This window comes from Mycobacterium sp. E1386, assembly GCF_001672745.1.
In the GTDB taxonomy this organism is placed as follows: Bacteria; Actinomycetota; Actinomycetes; order Mycobacteriales; family Mycobacteriaceae; genus Mycobacterium.
In genome coordinates, this window is record NZ_LZKH01000171.1 from 20,636 (window position 1) to 38,919 (window position 18,284).

Here is an 18,284-nt window from a genome sequence, read left to right on the forward strand (position 1 = left end):
CGTGACGTCGTTTGCCAACGACTAGGGGACCTTGTCCTCTGCCGGTATCGCGGCTCGGGGTGAAGACTCGGGTACCTGCTCGAAGAGGAAGTTCCGATGCATGACCGCGTCACAACCACCGATCGGCGGGGCCAATGCGCCGCCGCATCCGAAGGATGATCGGTTCTACTCGTACACCGGCAAGAAACCGCTGGGGGACATCACGCGGGGAACAGTGCTGAAGACACGCAGCGTTCCGTACCACATCGTGGGTTTACCAACGTTTCTCACGACCACGCAGCTGCTCTACCGGTCGACAAGTCAGACCCAAACCCCGACGGTCAACGTCACCTCGGTCATTTGGCGACGGGGGCTGAGGGACAAGACGAAGGTGATCTCCTATCAGTCCGCCTACGACTCGCTCAACCAGAGCGACGAGCCGTCGTATGCGATCTCGGGCGGAAAACCCACCCTGGCCGGAGTCGTCCCCAACGTCGAGCTGGGGGTCTTCGGCCCGTTCCTCGCCGAGGGCTACGCCGTCATCGTCCCCGACACCGAGGGCCAGCAGGCGGACTTCGCCGCGGGTCCCGAATATGGAATGAACACGCTCGACTCGATCCAGGCCGCGTTGAACTCGTCGACCATCGACGGCGACGCAAAGGTTGCGATGCTCGGATACTCCGGAGGTGCGATCGCCACCGAGTGGGCCGCCGAATACGCCAAGACGTACGCACCCGACGTCCACAAGCGCCTGATCGGCGCGGCGATTGGCGGCGTGCTCGTCCACCCGGCGCACAACCTGCGCTACGTCGAGGGCAGCCAGATGTGGGCCGGTGTCATGCCGATGGCGCTCGTCGGCATCGCGCGCGCATTCGCAATCGATTTCACGCCGTTCCTCAGCAACCGCGGCATAAGGATCTGCAACGAGATCCAGAATGCGTCGATCGTCGATGTACTCGGCTTGCGGTACGCGCGTTTGAAGTGGAAGCACTTGGCCAAACCCCAGTATCCGACTCCGGAGAGCATCCCGCTCTATGTCGAGACGGTCAACAAGCTGATCATGGGAACCGCTGGCACGCCGAGGATCCCGCTATTCATCGGCCAGGGTGCCGGCGGTGAGCGCGAGGGCACGGCGGGTAACAAGCCGGGCATCGGGGCCGGCGACGGCGTGATGATCGCCGGCGACGTGCGCACGCTCGCCCGGAAATACTGCGCGGCGGGCACGGCGGTCCAGTACGAGGAATACGAGACGCTCAGCCACATCTTGAGTCTCGTGCCCTGGTTGCCGAGCTCGATCGCCTGGATCAAGCAGCGCTTCGCCGAAGTGCTTCCGCCACAGAATTGTTCGTCGATCCGGCCGGGCAACCCGATCCCGCCGATTCCGGTTCCATAGGAAGTGACGGGCTAAGTCCGCAGCTGTAATCACATCTGCAACACGAATCACTGGTCCGAACCGGTAGACAATTTGCCCGCCTCACAGCGACAAATTGAGGCGCGCAGGGGATTCGGTGCCACCAGTCACAGGTGCAGCGGGGCGATCGATCTATGCCGGCCTGGTGCCGATCTCCAGGCCGGCCAGCTCGCAGGTGCCGTCGAACACCACTCGACCGTATTCCCTTACACTGCAATGCAATCGACCGGCTAGATACTCGAAGTCGGTGTCGATGTTGCGCCGCTGCGCGGGCAGCGGCACCGGTAAGACGTGCGGATCCGCGCGGGTGCCGTCGCCGTCCAGCTCGATGCGGTAGCGGGGAGTACGCGCCGACACGGTCCAGCGCCCGTCGCCGACGTGCGATCGCACGGGCGCCGGCGGGGTGACCCGGATGACGCGGTCGCCGAGTCGCACGACGACCCCGGTGACGTCCCTGCGGATCGGGCCGAGCGCAAGAAGGCCACCCGAGAACGCCACCGAAACGTCGGCGTCGCCGAAATCGTGTGCCTGACTCCACCACCAGCGCTCGGGGAAGCCCGCGCCCCAGTTGCGTTCCGTGTACAGCCGGGCATCACTGAACGACCACATGTCGCCGTCGAATTCGACCGTGCCGGTGGCTGTTCCGCCGAGCCGGTAGGGATGCCAGTACTGGTTGAGAAACGGGACCGACGAGAAGACGCCGCCGCCACCAAAGGCCTTGGGCCAGTTGAACGGATCGGCGAAATGCAGGTCGAGATGGATGCCGTCGAGGTCGATCTGCAGCCGGTCGAGGCTCGCCGCCAGACGGCAGTCGGGCGCGGTCCCGGCGTGCACTGAGAACGTGGACGATTCGGCGTGGGCACCGTCCATGGCCGCGGAGCGCACGACGCCGCCGGGGTGCAGCGCGACCGCCACCGTGGCCCAGTCCCCGTCTGGATTCCGGTTCACGCTGCACAGCGCGACGACGACTCGACCCGAGGCGGCATCGGTGAGGCGCCAGAACCAGCCCTCCATTTCGGTTCCGTGCGACGGAACCGGATCGCCGAAGGGCATGTCGGCGCCGGTGCGCCGGTAGGCATGGACCAGTGGCCTGGCGACGCTCGCCGCTATCCACCGCAGGTAGGCGCCGGTCATCGCTTGTCGGCCAGGCCCGATTGCACGATCGCGTCGTCGATGAAGCGCTGCACCGGCCGCGAGCGGAAGAAGCCGGTGTGACCGCCTGGGTACCACTGGATTTCGGGTTTGCCCCAGTGCTCCCAGAGTCGGGTGACCTGGTCGCGCGGGTGCACCAGCCGGTCGGCGAGGCCGGCGTAGATGAAGCGGCCCTCTTTGGGCACGCGCGGGGTCAGGGCCAGCGGCGAGACCATCCGGCCGAGGGGCTTGGCCGAGTCCATCGTGCGGCGCAGGGCGGCGTGGCCGCTGAGGCCGGCGTGGCGGCCGACCAGGTCCACCAGGTCGACGGCGGGCACGCCCAGGATCGCGCAGGTGAGGCCGTCGTCGAGGCTGGCGACCAGCGACGAGATCAGACCGCCGAGCGAGATGCCGTTGACCCCGATCGCGGCGCCGGGCTGTTGCGCGCGGATCCAGGTGATGAGGCGCCGGATGTCCCAGACCGCCTGGGCGGCGCCGTGAACGTCGTCGAGCACGTCCTCGCTGGGGAACTTTCGGCCGCTTGCCCGGGGGCCGTGCATAGGAAGTACCGGTAGCACGATGTTGAGGTCGAGATCGCGGTAGAGGTGCCAGGCATGAAACAGCATGGGGTCGAGCGCGGCCCGTCCCATCTCGGCGCCGTGGATACAGATCAGCCAGGGTCGCGGCCGGCGGTGCCGGAACATCAGGGCGTATTCGCGGCTGTTGCGTGTGTAGCCGAGCCACCGTTCCCGGCCGGGTTCGCCGTCATGGGGCTCGTAGTCGCTGTCGAAGGACAGCCGCTCGTAGTTGCGTCCCATGCTGCTCACGCGCTTGACCGTCACGTCGTTGGGCGGAGGCGGCGCGGCGAAGAACCCTTCGGGATTGTCAAGCCAGCCCTTGTCTTTGTAGAACTCTTGTGCCGCAACGACTTCTGTGTCGATTCGGTCCAGCGTTTCAGCGTCGGGGGCTCGGCGCAGCAGGCTGAAGCCGCTCAGCAGGATTTCGTCGCGGAATGCCTGCGCCGCGAGAGCGATGGTGGGCCGGGCCACCGGTAGCTCGTCGGGCTGACGATCCAGGTAGGTGCCCCAGGAGCGGGCGTAGAAGCCGCCGGTGCGGGTGAACGGCCCGAGTAGTTGCGTGATCGGGTTGGCGGGCATCTAGGTTCGCTTGGTTCCGGGGGTGAAGGTGACCGGCAGCCTGCCCAGCCCGGTCATGCTCGGGTTGCCGAGGTATTGGCGGACGTTTTCGACGTCGACCTGATAGTCGGGGATGCGGTCGAGGACGGCCCTGACCATGGTTTCGGACATGAGGCGCGCGAGGTGGGAGCCGATGCAGCGGTGCGGCCCGAGGCCGAAGGCGACGTGGCGGTTGGGCGCGCGGTCCAGGATGATCTGGTCTGGATTTGGGAATTCCTTTTCGTCATGGTTGGCCGAGAGCCAGCTGATGACGACCTTATCGTTCTTTCGCAAGTGTTGCCCGTTGAGTTCGACGTCGTGAGTGACTGTGCGGCTGAGGGTTTGGTTGACCGAGAAGTAGCGCAGGAATTCATCGGTTGCGGTGCGGTAGAGCTCGGGATGGTCGATGAGTTGTTGTCTGAGGGCCGGGTGGGTGCCCAGGTGGTGCAGCGTCAGCGCGGTTTGGGAGGTGGTGGTGTCGACGCCGCCGCCGATGAGGTTCCAAAGGATGTTGAGCAGCTGTTCGTCGGTGAGGCGGTGGCCGTCGAATTCGAACTGGATGAGGAAGCTGGTCAGGTCGTCTTCCGGTTTGGCTCGTCTGCCGGCGGCGTACTCGAGGACCTCTTCCATCATTTTCGGGACTTTGCCGATGGCGTCGAGGTACTCCGGGCTGTCCTGCGGGACGGCCATGACGGAGTGGAAGAGGTTGGCGTAGAGGTGCCAGTTGTCGAGGGGCAGGCCCATCAGCTTCATGGTGAGGATGGCCGGGACCGGGCTGGCGTAGTCGAGGACGAGGTCCATTTGTCCGTCCTCGATCTTTTGGTCGAGGAACTCATGAGCCTTTTGTTCCATGAACGGCTTGAGTTTCTGGACGGCGCCGGGGGAGAAGAACGGCGCCAGGGCGTGGCGTAGGGCCTGGTGGTAGGGGCCGTCGACCTCGCCGATGCCCAGGGCCGGTTGGCCTTCGGGGCGCGGGACGCCCATCTCGCCCTGGTAGTCGACGCCGTCTGCGGCGTGGGGCTCGTACTTGTGGGCGAAGGTGTCGCCGTCTCTGGCCGTGCGGCTGACGGCGTCGTAGCTGCTGAGGAACCAGAAGCCGCCGTAGTTCTCGTTCCAGGCGACCGGGCATTTCTGTCTCAGCTCGGCGTTGATGGCCAGCTCGTTGAGGTTGAACGCGTCGGAGTGGTGGTCGAAGTCGACTATCGCGTCTTTGGCGTCGGGACGTGTTGCCATCTGGTTGGTCCTCCACCGCGACCGAGGTGCTTTTTACACTATCTTTGCATTATTACGCCCGTGGGTTGCGTCGAGAAAGGCCGCGATGAGTAGTCACCGGACGACCTTCAACCATGTCGGAATGTGCGTCTCCGATCGCCAGCGGTCGCGGCGCTTCTATGAGAACGTGCTCGGGTTTCAGTTCTGGTGGGAGCTCGATCCGCCCGACGGCCCCACCGCCAAGCTCGTGCAGCTGCCCAAGCCGCTCGGGGTGCATGCGACCTATCTGGTGCGCGACGGCTTTGTGCTCGAACTTATGGACTACTCGAAGCGTCAGGTTCACGCCGGGTCGGAGCGGGTTATGGATCAGGTTGGGCTGACGCATATCTCGTTTTCGGTGTCGGATCTCTCCGGTGCGTTGGCGAAGGTCGAGGAGTTCGGGGGAGCGGTAGTCGAGGAGACAATGACGGAGGCGATGGCGATGGTCCGCGATCCGGACGGGCAGCTATTGGAGTTGCTCTCGGACGCGTGGTTGTCGGCGTTGCCGGCTCAGCCTCGGAGCGACGCTTAGCGACTTGGCCAACAATAATGTTCGCGACGCTTGTCGGCTCATCGTGCTCCCAGAACCTCAGAACTAGCCACCCCTGCCCCGTCAGGTGCTTGGCGGTCGCGAGATCCCTGTCGCGATTGCCAGCAATCTTCGCCGCCCACCAGTCGCCGTTAGCGCGAGGACTCGTCCCATGATCGGGGCAACCATGCCAAAAGCATCCGTCGACAAAGATGGCCACTTTTGACCGGGTGAATGCAATGTCGATCGTCCGTCTTCTACTGCCTGGTACTGGGTAATTGACACGGTAGCGGGCTCCACGGGCAAACAGCGCACGTCGCACCAGAACCTCGGGAACGGTGTCCCGCCGCCGCTGAGCCTTCATTTGCGAAGCCACGCGCGTCGAAGATGCCGGTGGGCGGTATGACCTGCTAGCGCTCGCCACGTATCAAATTATTGCAAGAGACTGTGGACATGCCGAGCGATCGCGGCAGCGAGTAGCGGAGGGACAGCGTTGCCGATCTGCCGAGCGATCTCGATCTTTGTGCCTTCGAACTCGAACGAGTCGGGGAACGACTGGAGGCGGCTGGCCTCGCGATGGGTGATGGGACGGTCATAGACCGGGTGCAAATAGCGACCTTTCTCTGGCTTATAGAACTCGGTCCTAATGGTTAAGGATGGACGGTCCCACCACAGGCGCCCCATGACGTCCGCGGTACCGCTCGGCTTTTCCGCCCAACAGCGTGGGAGCAGATCAGGCCTGTTACGAGCAAGGTCAAAACGGTTGCCCCCCTCCGGAATCGCCCGGTAACGCTCCAGGCTCATCGGTCTCGGGTTCCTGCCGAAATGAAGGTTCTGTCTGCCATCCAGGCCATGCGAGACATCGAGGCTACTCGGATATGCACTCAGATCTGAGATGGCGTCACGCACAGTGACGTATGGCAGCCCTTTCGCTGAGTCTGGCCCATGCGTTGGTGGAGGAGGCCATGGAATTTTGCCGCGGCCCTTAACCGCGATCAGGATGCCACGCCGGCGGGTTTGAGGTACCCCGTAATCCGCTGCGTTGAGTACGCCGAACGCGTAGGCGTATTGCGCCAGCTTAGGGTCCGTACCAAGTAGGCGGAGAAGGCGGACGAACTGTGCACTGCGCTGGAACTCGGGAACATTTTCGATCACGAAGGCGCGCGGCTGTACTTGCCGGACGGCGCGGAGATAATGCTGCCATAGCTCGTTCAGTGCCGCTCGAGAAACATTGTCGCGGTCTCGGCCCAGTGGCGAAAAGCCCTGGCAGGGAGGACCTCCGAGGATCAAGTCAGCGGACTCGAAAGTGTCCACATCTTCGATATCGCCGTCGTGAACAGGGCAACCGAAGTTGCGCTTGAAGGTACGTGCGGCGGCGGGATCGTGCTCGACAGCCAAGACAGGAACGAACCCTAAACCTGACTGCTCGAACCCGAGACTCAGTCCTCCTGCGCCAGCGAACAGGTCAAGCGTCCGGATCATCGTCACCTCACCTCCGCCCGCGATCGCGCCAATCGTACGTTGGCAGTAGGACACAGGTGACCAAGACACGCAGCAATCTTGTCGAGGTTGGCCGTCGAAACCAATCTTTTCGAGAACCCGCATACTCGTCAGTGCAGCTGGCAATAATCAACCGTGTGTCGAGTGATTGGGACTGGGGGAGCCCCGACCCGCGCCTCCAGGAGTGGATATCTGCCCACCGAAAACGGGCAATGGATGCGTACGAGGCGAATCCTCTCCTCGTCGGTGAGCATGGCAGGCAGGAGGACAGCTTCCGCACAGGCGGCTACGCCCGGCGCCAGATTTTGGAGCTCGTGCAGAACGCGGCGGATGCTCTGCGCCGGTCGGATACCCCCGGTCGCGTGGAGTTAGTTTTCAAGGACAGCAACCTTTACTGTGCGAACGAGGGTGCGCCCTTCACAAAGAAGGGGCTCGAGGCCGTCTGCCACGCGTACCTGAGTGACAAGCGCGGCGAAGACATGGGCCGCTTCGGGTTGGGATTTAAGTCGGTTCTTGGTGTCACAGATGCACCACTCGTGCTAAGTCGGTCGATCTCGTTCTCGTTCGATGCAGACCGGAGTCGACAGGCATTGATGTCAGTCGCCCCGAAGGCGTCCAAATACCCGGTTCTTCGGCTGCCAATCCTCGTTGATGCGCAGGCGGAGTTTGATGACGATCCGGTTCTCGAGCAACTAGGGCAGTGGGCGCAGACGATCGTCAAGCTGCAGCTCACACGCGATGTCGACAGGCTAGCGCAAGACCTTGTCGAGTTTCCAAACGAGTTTCTATTGTTTGCACCATTCGTGAAGACGCTGAATATCGTTGTGGCGGGCGTTGCCGAGCGCCGGTTTAGCTGCGAGGGCCGCGGCGAGAACCGCTATCAGCTGATCGGAGATGACGGGACTTCGTCCGACTGGATGGTGTGGCATCAAACCCACCGTCCCTCAGACAAGGCACTTGCAGAGGTTAGCGAAGCGATTCAGCGGCCTGAGGTGACTGTCACTTATGCGGCGCCGCTCGACGAAGCGCAAACTTTGGGACGATTCTGGGCCTACTTCCCTCTTATGGATTTCACCTCCGCCCGCGGCATCCTCAACGCACCGTGGCACATCAGTGACGATCGCACGAACCTGCTGCCCGGCCAGTTCAACGAAGAGCTCCTCGAGGTTCTCGCTGAACTGGTTGTAGGCGCACTGCCTCACCTCGCTACTGATGAAGACCCCGCCCGCCATCTGGACTATATGCCTGCACGCGGTAGGGAGTCGGACAACTTCGGGGATCTGAAACTAACCGAGCGAGTTCCTGCACTTGCGGGTGTGACTGCTTGTGTGCCTGATGGGAACGGGACACTCCGCGTGCCAAAGGACCTCGAGTACGCGAACGCCGACCTGAAGATCGAAACGAGTTCGTTCATTCAGTGGAGCAAAGCTCCAGCTCGACCAGTCAGATCCCCGCACTGGACGTGCTACAAAACTCCGACGCGCCGGGCGCGGCTGCGTCGGCTTATACGCGGCGACTCGACGCAGCCGGTCAGCACGGAACTCAGCGCTTCCCAATGGTTGGAGCAGCTGACGCCGGATGCGACTGACGAGCAATGCGACTCGGCTCTATCCGTGTACTTTTCCGTAACAGATGAGCAGGCGCGAAAAGAAATGGCCCGCGCGGCGGTGATTCCGGATGCTGACGGGGCCCTGGCACGGCTGACTCAGACCTCAGAGCTTTTTCTGCGCGGGAATCCGTTGAGCGCCGCTGCGGGGATTCGTCTAGTGCGGCCGACATTTCTGGCCCGCCAGGATGTGGAAGCTCGCCTACGCTCCATCGGCTTCGAGGACGTTGATCCCACACACGAGCTCCGCCGCCTCGCAATGACAGCGGCGAACAGGTGGGCGGCGCAACAGTGGGATGATTTCTGGGACCTTGTACTCGAGGTAAGCGTGAACGACGCGGAACACATTCTGCTGGAACACATTAAGTCGGGCGCTGTTCTGAAGGTGAGGTGCCAAGACGGATCGTGGCAACACATCGGCGGTGTGGTGGTATCCGGTGTCGTCCAGCCGCTGGCGTCAAACCTTGTAGTGGATGATCGATACCACGAGCTTCATCTTGGTCTGCTCGCGGCGATCGGCGTCGGAGCCAAGCCCTTGATCACATCAGCCGTCTTGCAGGATATGACTTTCCTTGAGTACCGGCGTCTGACACGAGCCGATGCTCTTGCGGCGCTGCCGCATCGTGGGAGACCCGCTCCCGAGACGCTGGACTTCGTTGAGACCGCGGGGCCCGGCCCCCTCCATGTCCTACGCAGATTCCAAGACACCGAGGATGAACGGGCTCGCACCCTTTGGACGCGTGAACTGCTGGAGATCGACGCCGAGCCCAATTGGACGTTGATTCACACCAGCACAACGAAACTCCCGCCAGAAGAGGTTTTGGCCCCGCATTTGTGGGCGGCGCAGCGCTATGGCTTGATCGAAACAAGTTGGGGACCGCGGGAGCCAGGTCAGGCACTACAGCCCGTCCTGACCAGCCTGGCACCGATGCTCCCCGTTGCAACGTGGAGTGTTGCCAGCAAGCTGCGGACCATTGACAGTACTGACGACATCCCCCCCGACACGTGGTGGGAGTTTCTATCAAGGACGCCGACCGGGGGAAGCCCTTCGCAGCTCGGCGAACTCATCGCCATCGCGATGCGCCGACTGCCGCCGAGCGAGGTTCCCGTGCGCCTCCCTGCGGTCGCGGGAGCAAGTTATGACCTCGTACCTGCCGAGGCGCTAGTGATCGCGCACACGGAAGACGAGGTACGGGCGTTGATGCAAGAGCGCCTGCCTTTTGTTGCGATCATGGATACGGACGCCGCCGAAGCACTTGTTGATGCGTGGGGGTGCAAGCGGGCCTCAGAGACACTGAGGGTCGAGGTTGTGCCTGACACACCCAGCGAGCCTGTTGTGGTCCTGGACCGGTTTCGACGGCTTCGCGATTATACGGACGGCCAGCTCGAAAACTGGGATCTCGTCGGATGTTCTGGCTTGCAACTAGTCGTTTCGCTCCCAACGGGTACAGAGAGCCGATCACAAGAATTCGCCATCCATGCGAGGACGATCTACTTTGAGAACACTCTTGACGAAGAGGCCCTCCTCGAGCGGATTTCTGATGCGTTCGCGCTTAACCTCAATTTGGACACAATCACTCGGATTCTCAATGAGGCTGACAGTGAACGAGTACAGGCAGCGATGGCTGCCTCCCGCGCCCAGCGGGATACCTCGAGCCGATTGCTCGAGCTATTGCCTGCGGCGACGCTTGAGGCAAAACTTCCTTCTGGTCTTCTAGATATCGTTCGCTCCGTCTCAGGCGATGGTGGCGATCGGCAGATTGCAGAGCTGCTGATTCATGTCCACGGCTATAACGTCCTAGGTGAGCTGCGCCATGAGTTCAAGGCGGCCGGTTACCCGGTCCCGGACATGTGGGCTGGCGCAGCCCCCGCAGTCGCATTCGTACGCGCACTTGGGTTTTCGGCCGAGTATGCAGGAGAACGCGGACAGCAGCTGGAGTCGGACCTCACAATTCTGGGACCGCCAAACCTTGATCCCCTGCACCCATACCAAGAGGAGCTGGCTGCAAAGATCCGAGATTTGCTTCGCGGCACAGACGAGCCAAGTCGAGCGCTCCTCTTTCTCCCCACGGGAGCAGGTAAGACACGAGTCACTGTCGAGGCGATCAGCCGTTCTTTCCTCGACCGTGAGTTGAACGGGCCGGTTTTGTGGATTGCACAAACTGAGGAACTATGCGAACAGGCAGTACAGACCTGGTCGACGGTTTGGCGGCAATTCGGCGACCGGCCGATCCGCATTTCCAGGCTATGGGGTACCAACGAGGTTGCAGCGAGCGATTCGGACGCCCACGTTGTTGTGGCGACGGACGCCAAGCTCGACAAGATTCGCGAGCGAGACGACTACGACTGGCTCAGGAACGCCGCCGCGATCGTTGTTGACGAGGCGCACGGTGCTACTGCAGTGGGGATTACCGCGACGCTTCGTTGGCTCGGCATTGATCAAAGGCACACGGCGAGGCCGTTACTCGGCCTTACCGCGACGCCGTTCAAAAGGTCGGCAGATGAGTCGCAACGGCTTGCAACCCGCTTCGGCAAGCGCCTGCTAAATGTGCTTGGCGACGATCCCTACGCAGCGCTGCAGCGCTTGCATGTGCTTGCACGAGTCGAGCACACGATCCTTCGGGGATCCTCGTATGTGCTCGACGTCGCGGAGCGCGAGAAGTTCGAAACCTTCGGCGACATCCCCCAGTCGGTTCTTGACCGGATAGGCCGTGACCGCGACCGGACCTTGACTCTGCTGAAGGACATTGCGGCCCGACCCGACGACTGGCCCATACTCGTCTTTACATCGTCGGTACTCGCCGCTCAGACACTTTCCGCGCTTCTTCGCGTCCGTGGAATCACCTCGGGCAGCGTCAGCGGCTCAACACCCATGCGCGAGCGACGACGCATCATAGATGCCTTTCGCACCAACGAGATTCGTGTTCTAACGAATTGCAATGTGTTAACTCAGGGCTTCGATGCGCCCGGGGTTAGGGCCCTTTACATCGCACGACCGACCTTCAGCCCGAATGCGTACATTCAGATGGTTGGTCGCGGCCTCCGGGGTCCTCTGAACGGAGGAAAAGCCGAGTGTCTAATCGTCAACATGGAGGACACTTTCGAGGCATTTGGAGAGCAGCTCGCATACACGCAGTTTGACTACATCTGGGAGTTTCAGGGAGAGGGTCGGGCGTGAAGATCGTCCCACCGGTAGAGAGGCTCGGAACGATTCAGTCTGCCGCGGAGGCACGCATAGCCAGGCTTCTCGATCAGGTGGATCTTGGGGAGCCAGCAACGTGCTTCTACTCGGTGCACCTGCCACGCCACGAGTACAAGCGGATGGCTGAGATTGACTTCCTGCTCGTGATGAAGGGCGTGGTCCTCGTAGTCGAAGTCAAAGGCGGCCGAATTCGCCGCCGTGACGGGCTTTGGGTTTTCACCGATCGATACGGCGATGCCCACGAAAAACGAGAAGGCCCTTTCGAGCAAGCCAGGACCGCGATGTACGCGTTGAAGGACTCGTTGGAACAACGTATCCGGGGCCTTGCGAGTGCTTTTGGGGCAGTTGTGATGACCCCAGATCAATTGCTGGATCCCGATATCGAATGGGACCCGGTCGAGTACGTCGGGCCGTCGGCCATGACAGTTGGCGGCCTGCAGACATCGCTCTGCGCCGCTGCACGTTATTGGCGATCCCGCAACCGGCAACGCACGCCTGACAACGAGTACCGAGAGATCCTGAAAGTGGTCCGACCCGACTTCGATCGGGTTCCGCGGCTCTCGCTCCTAGCGAGCACTTTCGAAGCCGATTACGTAGCTCTGGCCAACGAGCAGTACAACATGTTGCAGGGCTGCGAAACGAATCCCCGTATTTTTTGCACGGGCGGCGCTGGCTCAGGAAAAACACTCCTTGCAGTGGAGACTGCGCGCAGAGCCTCCGCCGACGGTGCAAAGGTATTGCTGACCTGCCCGTCGACCGGGGTAATCGATGTCATGCGCAGGACGCTTTCCGAGACTGAGGTCGTATGCCTGCCGTGGGCAGAGACCTCGGGCTTGCCTCCCTTCGATCTGATCGTCGTTGACGAAGCCCAGGATCTCATGTCGGTCGAGGACTGCCTGAAGCTTGATCAACTCGTAGTCGGCGGGCTTGCCGACGGTCGTTGGCGGATATTCTGCGACCCGAACAACCAGGCCAACGTCGACGGCTTATTCGATAGAGCCGTTTATGACGAATTGAGCAGTCAGAGCGTGAAATACGCGCTTCCATATAACTGCCGCAACACTTCCGCGATTGTCCAGCAGACACAGCTTCTGACGCGGGCAGACCTCGGAGTTGCGAAGGCCGGCCATGGCCCGGCGGTCGAATACGTCAAGCCCGTCTCCGATGATGAGGCGGCGGCGCTCCTCGATGTGCGCCTGAAGCAATTTCGAGAACAGGATGTCGACTTGTCCGACATCGTCGTGGTCACGCTGCGGCACGATCTACACGCCAGCTCGGCAACGAAGACGAAAGCCTTTGCGCGGCGCCAGCTCAGGATGGCGGACCCTGTCCGTGGCATGAGTAGTGCTGGGGTAGCGCAACTGACGACCGCGCAGCAGATCAAAGGACTAGAAGCACCGCATGTCCTGGTCGTCGACGTTGACGACGTTGCCAGCCCGACCGAAATGTCGCGGCTTTACGTCGCCATGACGAGGCCTCGAATCTCGCTGTGGCTCGCGGTTAGCCCTCGCGCCTGGCAACAATTGACCGGCACTCAGATTGGACTTGGCGTTGACTGAAACACGGACGTTCGCCCAGCTTCGCGACGATGTTGCGACTTTCCTTCGTGGCCAATATCTCGGTCCCGCGGGGACCGACGACGAAATCATCCGCGACCGCCCGGACCGCGTCTACCTAGTCGGCACGCTCTATCCCCGCGGTGGGGCAGCACAGCGCTTGGACGGCGACGTTCTCGGCGAGGAGGGCCACGACGATGGACTCGACGAGCCGATCGAGCTTGCCAACGCGTGGTATCCGGCGTCAGCAGCTATTTCGTTCCTGCACGACGCACCGGAAATCTCATGCTCCGTCTCCGCTGCGCGCTACAGGCGGGTCCCCGACCGTTCCGGCTGGGAACGTCAGCAGATGACCGAAAAGGATGTGCAGATCAGCTTTGGCACACAACCGGTCACAGTTCTCGGCGGAGCAGCCCGAATAGTGGCCGTCTGGCGACGGTTAGGCGATGCCTGGCTCGTGACGGTAGCCGTCGAGAATATGGCGGTCCACGACGATGCAGAATCCCCTCCACCGACGGAGGAATGCCTCTTCCAGGTCAACCTGCGCTGCGCGGTCGTAGGCGGCCAGATTCGCCCGTACCCGTCTGTGTCGTTGCTCAGCGACGACCAGGAGGACCAAGAGCTCAGGTTGCTATACCGCAATAAGAATGTCTACGGGGTAGGTCACGGATGTTCGGTCACCTGGGATGATTCGGCAAGCGCGAAGTCCTGGGTTGCGACCGAGATGCTCCCGAAGGTTACTGTGCCCGGCGTGTCTCCGGGTGACCGAGACCGCAGAGTTCTCAGGCTTGAGTTCCTATCAGATGATGCCATCCACCCTGACGAATTGGTCGCTGAGCTGACCTCATTTGTGGACGGGTATTCGGATTGGATTAGTGAATGCAAGAAAGAGGCCGCGACGCTAGAGGCACATTTCACACCCGCGGCAACCCGGCTCACGGGTCGGATGGACGTTGCACTCAACCGAATGCGGCAGGGCATCGCCACACTAGGGTCAGCCCCCGACGTTAGAACTGCTTTCCGACTGGCGAATTGGTCTATGCGCGAACAGATTCTCCAGTCGAACCATGTCAAACAGGCGGCCGGACGGCGTGGTACGCCACTTGAACCGCGGCTGGCGGATCTGCCGGAACCAGCGTGGTACCCATTCCAGCTAGCATTTCAACTTCTCACGATCGCCTCGACCGCCAGTTCATCCCATCCCGACCGCTCGACCGTGGACCTCATCTGGTTTCCGACCGGTGGGGGCAAGACTGAGGCGTATCTGGCTGTCGCGGCCTTCGAGATGATCCATCGCCGTCTAACCCGAGGCGGACGCGGTGGCGGCACTGCGGTCCTGACTCGGTACACCCTTCGCATGCTCACCGCACAGCAGTTCCAGCGCGCGGCTACGTTAATCTGTGCGCTGCAACATCTCCGAGAAATCGATGACCGCTTGAGCGGAACTGCTACCTTCTCGATCGGCCTTTGGGTTGGTGCCGACACTACGCCGAATGACTACCGGTCTGCCCACGCAGCTACGCGAGCGCTCTTTAACGCGTCGGAGCCCGAGAGCCCATTTCAGATTACGAATTGTCCTTGGTGCGGCACTGACTTATTGCCGAAAAAGCGGACAACCGACAGGTCGGCCTACGGCGTCAGTTCCACCAACTACGGCTTCGCTCTCAACTGTCCACATCCAGATTGCCCATTCCACGAGGAGCTTCCGGTAAAGGTAATTGACGAGCAGATGTTCGCCGATCCCCCGACGTTGATTGTCGCGACGGTCGATAAGCTCGCCAGAATGCCGTGGCAGAGTGAGGCTGGCGCCATTCTTGGTCGTGGAAATATGCCATACGACCCGCCTGGTCTCGTCATCCAGGACGAGTTGCACCTCCTATCGGGACCGCTGGGAACGACGGTCGCGCTGTACGAGGCAGCGGTGCTGGGGCTAATGGGCTGGGACGGCAAGCGCCCCAAGGTGATTGCATCGACCGCCACTATCCGTTCCGCACCTGAGCAGGTGCAGCGGTTGTATGGTTCACAGGTCGCGCTGTTCCCACCGAGCGGGCTCGAAGCCGACAGTAGCTACTTCGCCCGGGTGGACGAAAATTCTCCCGGCCGTATGTTTTTGGGCCTCATGCCGCAAGCACACACTCAATCGTTTGCCACAGTTCTTGCGAGCACGGCACTCCTCGAGGCACCGCTGGCAGTGGGATCCGAACGGATACAACTCGACGCGTACTGGACGGTCGTGGCATATCACAACTCTTTGCGTGAACTCGGGCGGACGGTGACCATTGCGCGGGACGACGTCGAAAGTATGCTAACCGCGCGTGCAGCAGTTAAGGGCGTCAACGGCAGACGAATTCAGCGCGATGGCGTTATCGAACTAACCAGCAACGTCAGCCCCGGCCTGTTGGCGAAGTATATGAACCGCCTGGGACGCCGCGTCGACGAAGGAGATGCAGTAGACCTCGTCGCGACAACGAACCTCTTGTCGGTGGGCATTGATATCAGCCGGCTAGGCCTAATGCTGATGAACGGCCAACCCAAGACCACCTCGGAGTACATCCAAGCGACCAGTCGCGTCGGCCGCTCGACTGTGCCAGGCCTCGTTGTCACATTGCTTCGCGCCAGTAAGCCGCGCGACCGCTCTCATTACGAGTCATTCAGGGCCTATCACGAATCGATCTACAGATACGTTGAACCGACAAGCGTTACACCATGGTCCGCTGCCTCGCGTGATCGATCGCTGCATGCCGCATTGGTAATGCTGGTCCGACACGGCGCGGGGCTTCGGGCCAATGGCGACGCTGGGAGATTCAGGGCCGAGGACCGAAGCGTTCGACGAGCCGTGGAGATCCTTCTGAGCGCAGTCGAGAAAGCAGAACCGGAATCTCGGGCCCAGGCTGAGGTCGAACTGCGACGGCTCGTCGCTGAATGGGAACGACGCGCGCGTGAGGCGGATGCAACGGGAACGCCGTTGCGTTACCAAAGCAGCGACAGCGACTACCCCGCACTACTGCGAGACTTCGGCGAGCGAAAGGACGGCTGGCAGACGATGCACTCGATGCGATCCGTTGATAGGTCGGTCCGCGTTATTGCGATCGGGGAATCGTTGTGAGAAAAACCCGGCTGAGCCAGACGATCAGCCCATTCGGGGTAGGCGCGATCCTTGACGTCGAGGGTGAGTCGTTGATGGCGGCAGACATCAGTCAGTGGTCCATCGAACGTACGACCATAATTAGGTCGCCGCGTCTGGAACGCAGTCTGGGCGTGTCCGAGCTGAGAACGCCGCCCAGCGTGCCGTCGTGGCCATCAACGCGGACTCCGGGTCTACCTTATAAGCGCTTTCCATCCTGGCTTTTTTGCCAAAACTGCCGTCGCATGCACCGCATGACCCCGCGTGACGAGACGGGTGAGCCACCGCGTTGCCGGCATTGCGGGGGGCCAATGGTCCCGATGCGATTCATCGCGATCGGCACCCAATACGGTCACGCCATGGACGTTCCCTGGGTCCGATGGGCACATTCAGAGCCAGAGGGAGAAGACCAAGAGCGCTGCCGCGAGGAGGATCTGCTATTTCAGACTCGAGGCGGCGGCACGGAGGGTTTGGCCAGCCTCATAGTTCGATGCGCAACGTGCTCGGCCAGCCGGGATCTAGGTGACCTCACCTCGCGGCAATCCTTGCAAAGGATCGGTTTTCGCTGCAGCGGGACCCAGCCTTGGCAGGCTTACAACGCCGCCGGGTGCGACGAACGCGTCGAGGTACTGCAGCGTGGTGCAACCAATGTGACCATTAGCGAGACGACAACGGCGTTGGACATCCCAGAACCAACTGTGCCGGTTCGCGACGTAGAGGCGGAGATCCGTCAGCACCGGAATTTCGAGGATGTGCGGTCGGCGCCAACTGGGCCGCGCGCGGAAGTCCTCATCGGACTTATCGCCGAAGATCTCGGCGTCGCCCCGGAGCTGGTCCTCAGGGTTGCTGTATCGAGCACCGGCCAGGACGACGAGGTAATGGCCGCGCGTGAGGGGCTTCTCGCAGACGAGTGGACGGCATTTCAGCAGGCGATCGACAACCCAGGCGAGCCGACAGGCACGCCGACTTTCAATGTGTCAGTCGCGCCATTCTTGGCTGGCACAGCCAACCGTTCCACGCTGGCGCTAGCGGATCTCATCGGGGACGTTGTATTGGCGCATCGCCTTCGAGAAGTGCGGGTACTACATGGATTTCGACGCTACGACCTTGCGGCTGACCTCGTCGACGTCGACCTCGGCCCGCGAGGCCGTAGTAGGTGGCTTCCCGCGGTCGAATCCTTCGGCGAAGGAATTCTCCTGACACTGAAAGAACCGCGCCTCGTCGAGTGGGAGGCCCGCGAGTCGGTCATCGTGCGAGTGCGCGAAATCGAACGACGGCGTCGCGATTCGCTGATCGGATCGCGATTTCCAGAGGCAACCCCGCGTTTAGTGCTCTTGCACACCCTTGCCCACATTCTGATGAGGCAACTGGCGTTTTCTTGCGGGTACTCCGCCGCGTCCCTGCGCGAGCGGGTTTATGCCTCGACTGGACCTTCGTCGCAAAGCGGTGTCCTCATCTATACAGCCGCCGGCGATTCGGAAGGGACGCTGGGAGGCCTTGTCCGCCAAGGCGAGGCACCCCGACTTGCCCGAACACTATCTGCGGCTTTGGAACATTCCGCGTGGTGCTCATCGGACCCCTTATGCAGGGAGAGCCGTGGGCAGGGTCTTGGCAGCATGAACCTAGCGGCTTGCCATGGTTGCTCACTGGTTTCGGAGACCTCGTGCGAGAGGGGCAATTTGCTCTTAGATAGAGTGCTATTGGTCGGCGATGACGGTACGACGCCCGGTTACTTTGAAAAAGCCGTGGAGCTCATGCGGGAGGACGCTGCTCGCTGGACGGATCTCTAGACGCGCCAGCGGTTCCAAGAAATAGCTTGG

Annotated in this window: 10 protein-coding genes and 1 pseudogene; 6 read left to right on the forward strand and 5 right to left on the reverse strand. The window is 61.8% G+C overall.

Annotation, left to right across the window (positions count from 1 at the left end; all coding sequences use genetic code 11):
* The first annotated feature begins 100 nt into the window (after nucleotides 1-100).
* A complete protein-coding gene (locus tag A5709_RS17080; protein ID WP_068120970.1) occupies nucleotides 101-1,372 on the forward strand; it encodes a lipase family protein in 1,272 nt (423 codons plus the stop codon).
* A 150-nt stretch (nucleotides 1,373-1,522) separates the two neighbouring features.
* Here A5709_RS17080 and A5709_RS17085 read toward each other — a convergent pair whose 3' ends face one another.
* Genes A5709_RS17085 through A5709_RS17095 form a run of 3 tightly spaced genes read right to left on the reverse strand, consistent with a single transcriptional unit; the run spans nucleotide 1,523 to nucleotide 4,929 of the window.
* Nucleotides 1,523-2,524, reverse strand: coding sequence for a tocopherol cyclase family protein (locus A5709_RS17085; RefSeq protein ID WP_068120974.1), 1,002 nt, complete (start codon nucleotides 2,522-2,524; stop codon nucleotides 1,523-1,525).
* Nucleotides 2,521-3,678, reverse strand: coding sequence for a S9 family peptidase (locus A5709_RS17090; protein ID WP_068120977.1), 1,158 nt, complete (start codon nucleotides 3,676-3,678; stop codon nucleotides 2,521-2,523). The genes A5709_RS17085 and A5709_RS17090 overlap by 4 nt, the downstream gene beginning before the upstream one ends.
* Nucleotides 3,679-4,929 carry a cytochrome P450 gene (locus A5709_RS17095; RefSeq protein WP_068120980.1) on the reverse strand — a complete coding sequence of 417 codons (1,251 nt, stop codon included), beginning with the start codon at nucleotides 4,927-4,929 and terminating at the stop codon, nucleotides 3,679-3,681. It lies immediately after the preceding gene.
* Nucleotides 4,930-5,014: 85 nt separating this feature from the next.
* On the opposite strand from A5709_RS17095, the gene A5709_RS17100 reads away from it, so the two are divergent.
* On the forward strand, nucleotides 5,015-5,479 hold the full coding sequence (locus A5709_RS17100) for a VOC family protein (RefSeq protein ID WP_068120983.1): 465 nt from the start codon (nucleotides 5,015-5,017) through the stop codon (nucleotides 5,477-5,479).
* Between the two features lie 52 nt (nucleotides 5,480-5,531).
* Here A5709_RS17100 and A5709_RS27610 read toward each other — a convergent pair.
* Nucleotides 5,532-5,840: pseudogene (locus A5709_RS27610) on the reverse strand (very short patch repair endonuclease); the annotation flags it as partial.
* Nucleotides 5,841-5,908: 68 nt separating this feature from the next.
* Entirely contained in the window at nucleotides 5,909-7,081 is a 1,173-nt protein-coding gene (locus A5709_RS17105; protein WP_369827360.1) for a DNA cytosine methyltransferase, read from the reverse strand.
* A gap of 107 nt (nucleotides 7,082-7,188) precedes the next feature.
* On the opposite strand from A5709_RS17105, the gene A5709_RS17110 reads away from it, so the two are divergent.
* From A5709_RS17110 to drmB, 4 genes are read left to right on the forward strand one after another with little or no spacing between them, the layout of a single operon-like run.
* Nucleotides 7,189-11,760 carry a DEAD/DEAH box helicase gene (locus tag A5709_RS17110; protein ID WP_068120987.1) on the forward strand — a complete coding sequence of 1,524 codons (4,572 nt, stop codon included), beginning with the start codon at nucleotides 7,189-7,191 and terminating at the stop codon, nucleotides 11,758-11,760.
* On the forward strand, nucleotides 11,757-13,343 hold the full coding sequence (locus A5709_RS17115; protein WP_068120989.1) for a nuclease-related domain-containing DEAD/DEAH box helicase: 1,587 nt from the start codon (nucleotides 11,757-11,759) through the stop codon (nucleotides 13,341-13,343). The genes A5709_RS17110 and A5709_RS17115 overlap by 4 nt, the downstream gene beginning before the upstream one ends.
* A complete protein-coding gene (locus A5709_RS17120; RefSeq protein ID WP_156768085.1) occupies nucleotides 13,336-16,446 on the forward strand; it encodes a helicase-related protein in 3,111 nt (1,036 codons plus the stop codon). Before A5709_RS17115 ends, A5709_RS17120 begins: the two co-directional genes overlap by 8 nt.
* On the forward strand, nucleotides 16,443-18,254 hold the full coding sequence (drmB, locus tag A5709_RS28880) for a DUF1998 domain-containing protein (RefSeq protein ID WP_082974084.1): 1,812 nt from the start codon (nucleotides 16,443-16,445) through the stop codon (nucleotides 18,252-18,254). The genes A5709_RS17120 and drmB overlap by 4 nt, the downstream gene beginning before the upstream one ends.
* Nucleotides 18,255-18,284 lie beyond the last annotated feature (30 nt).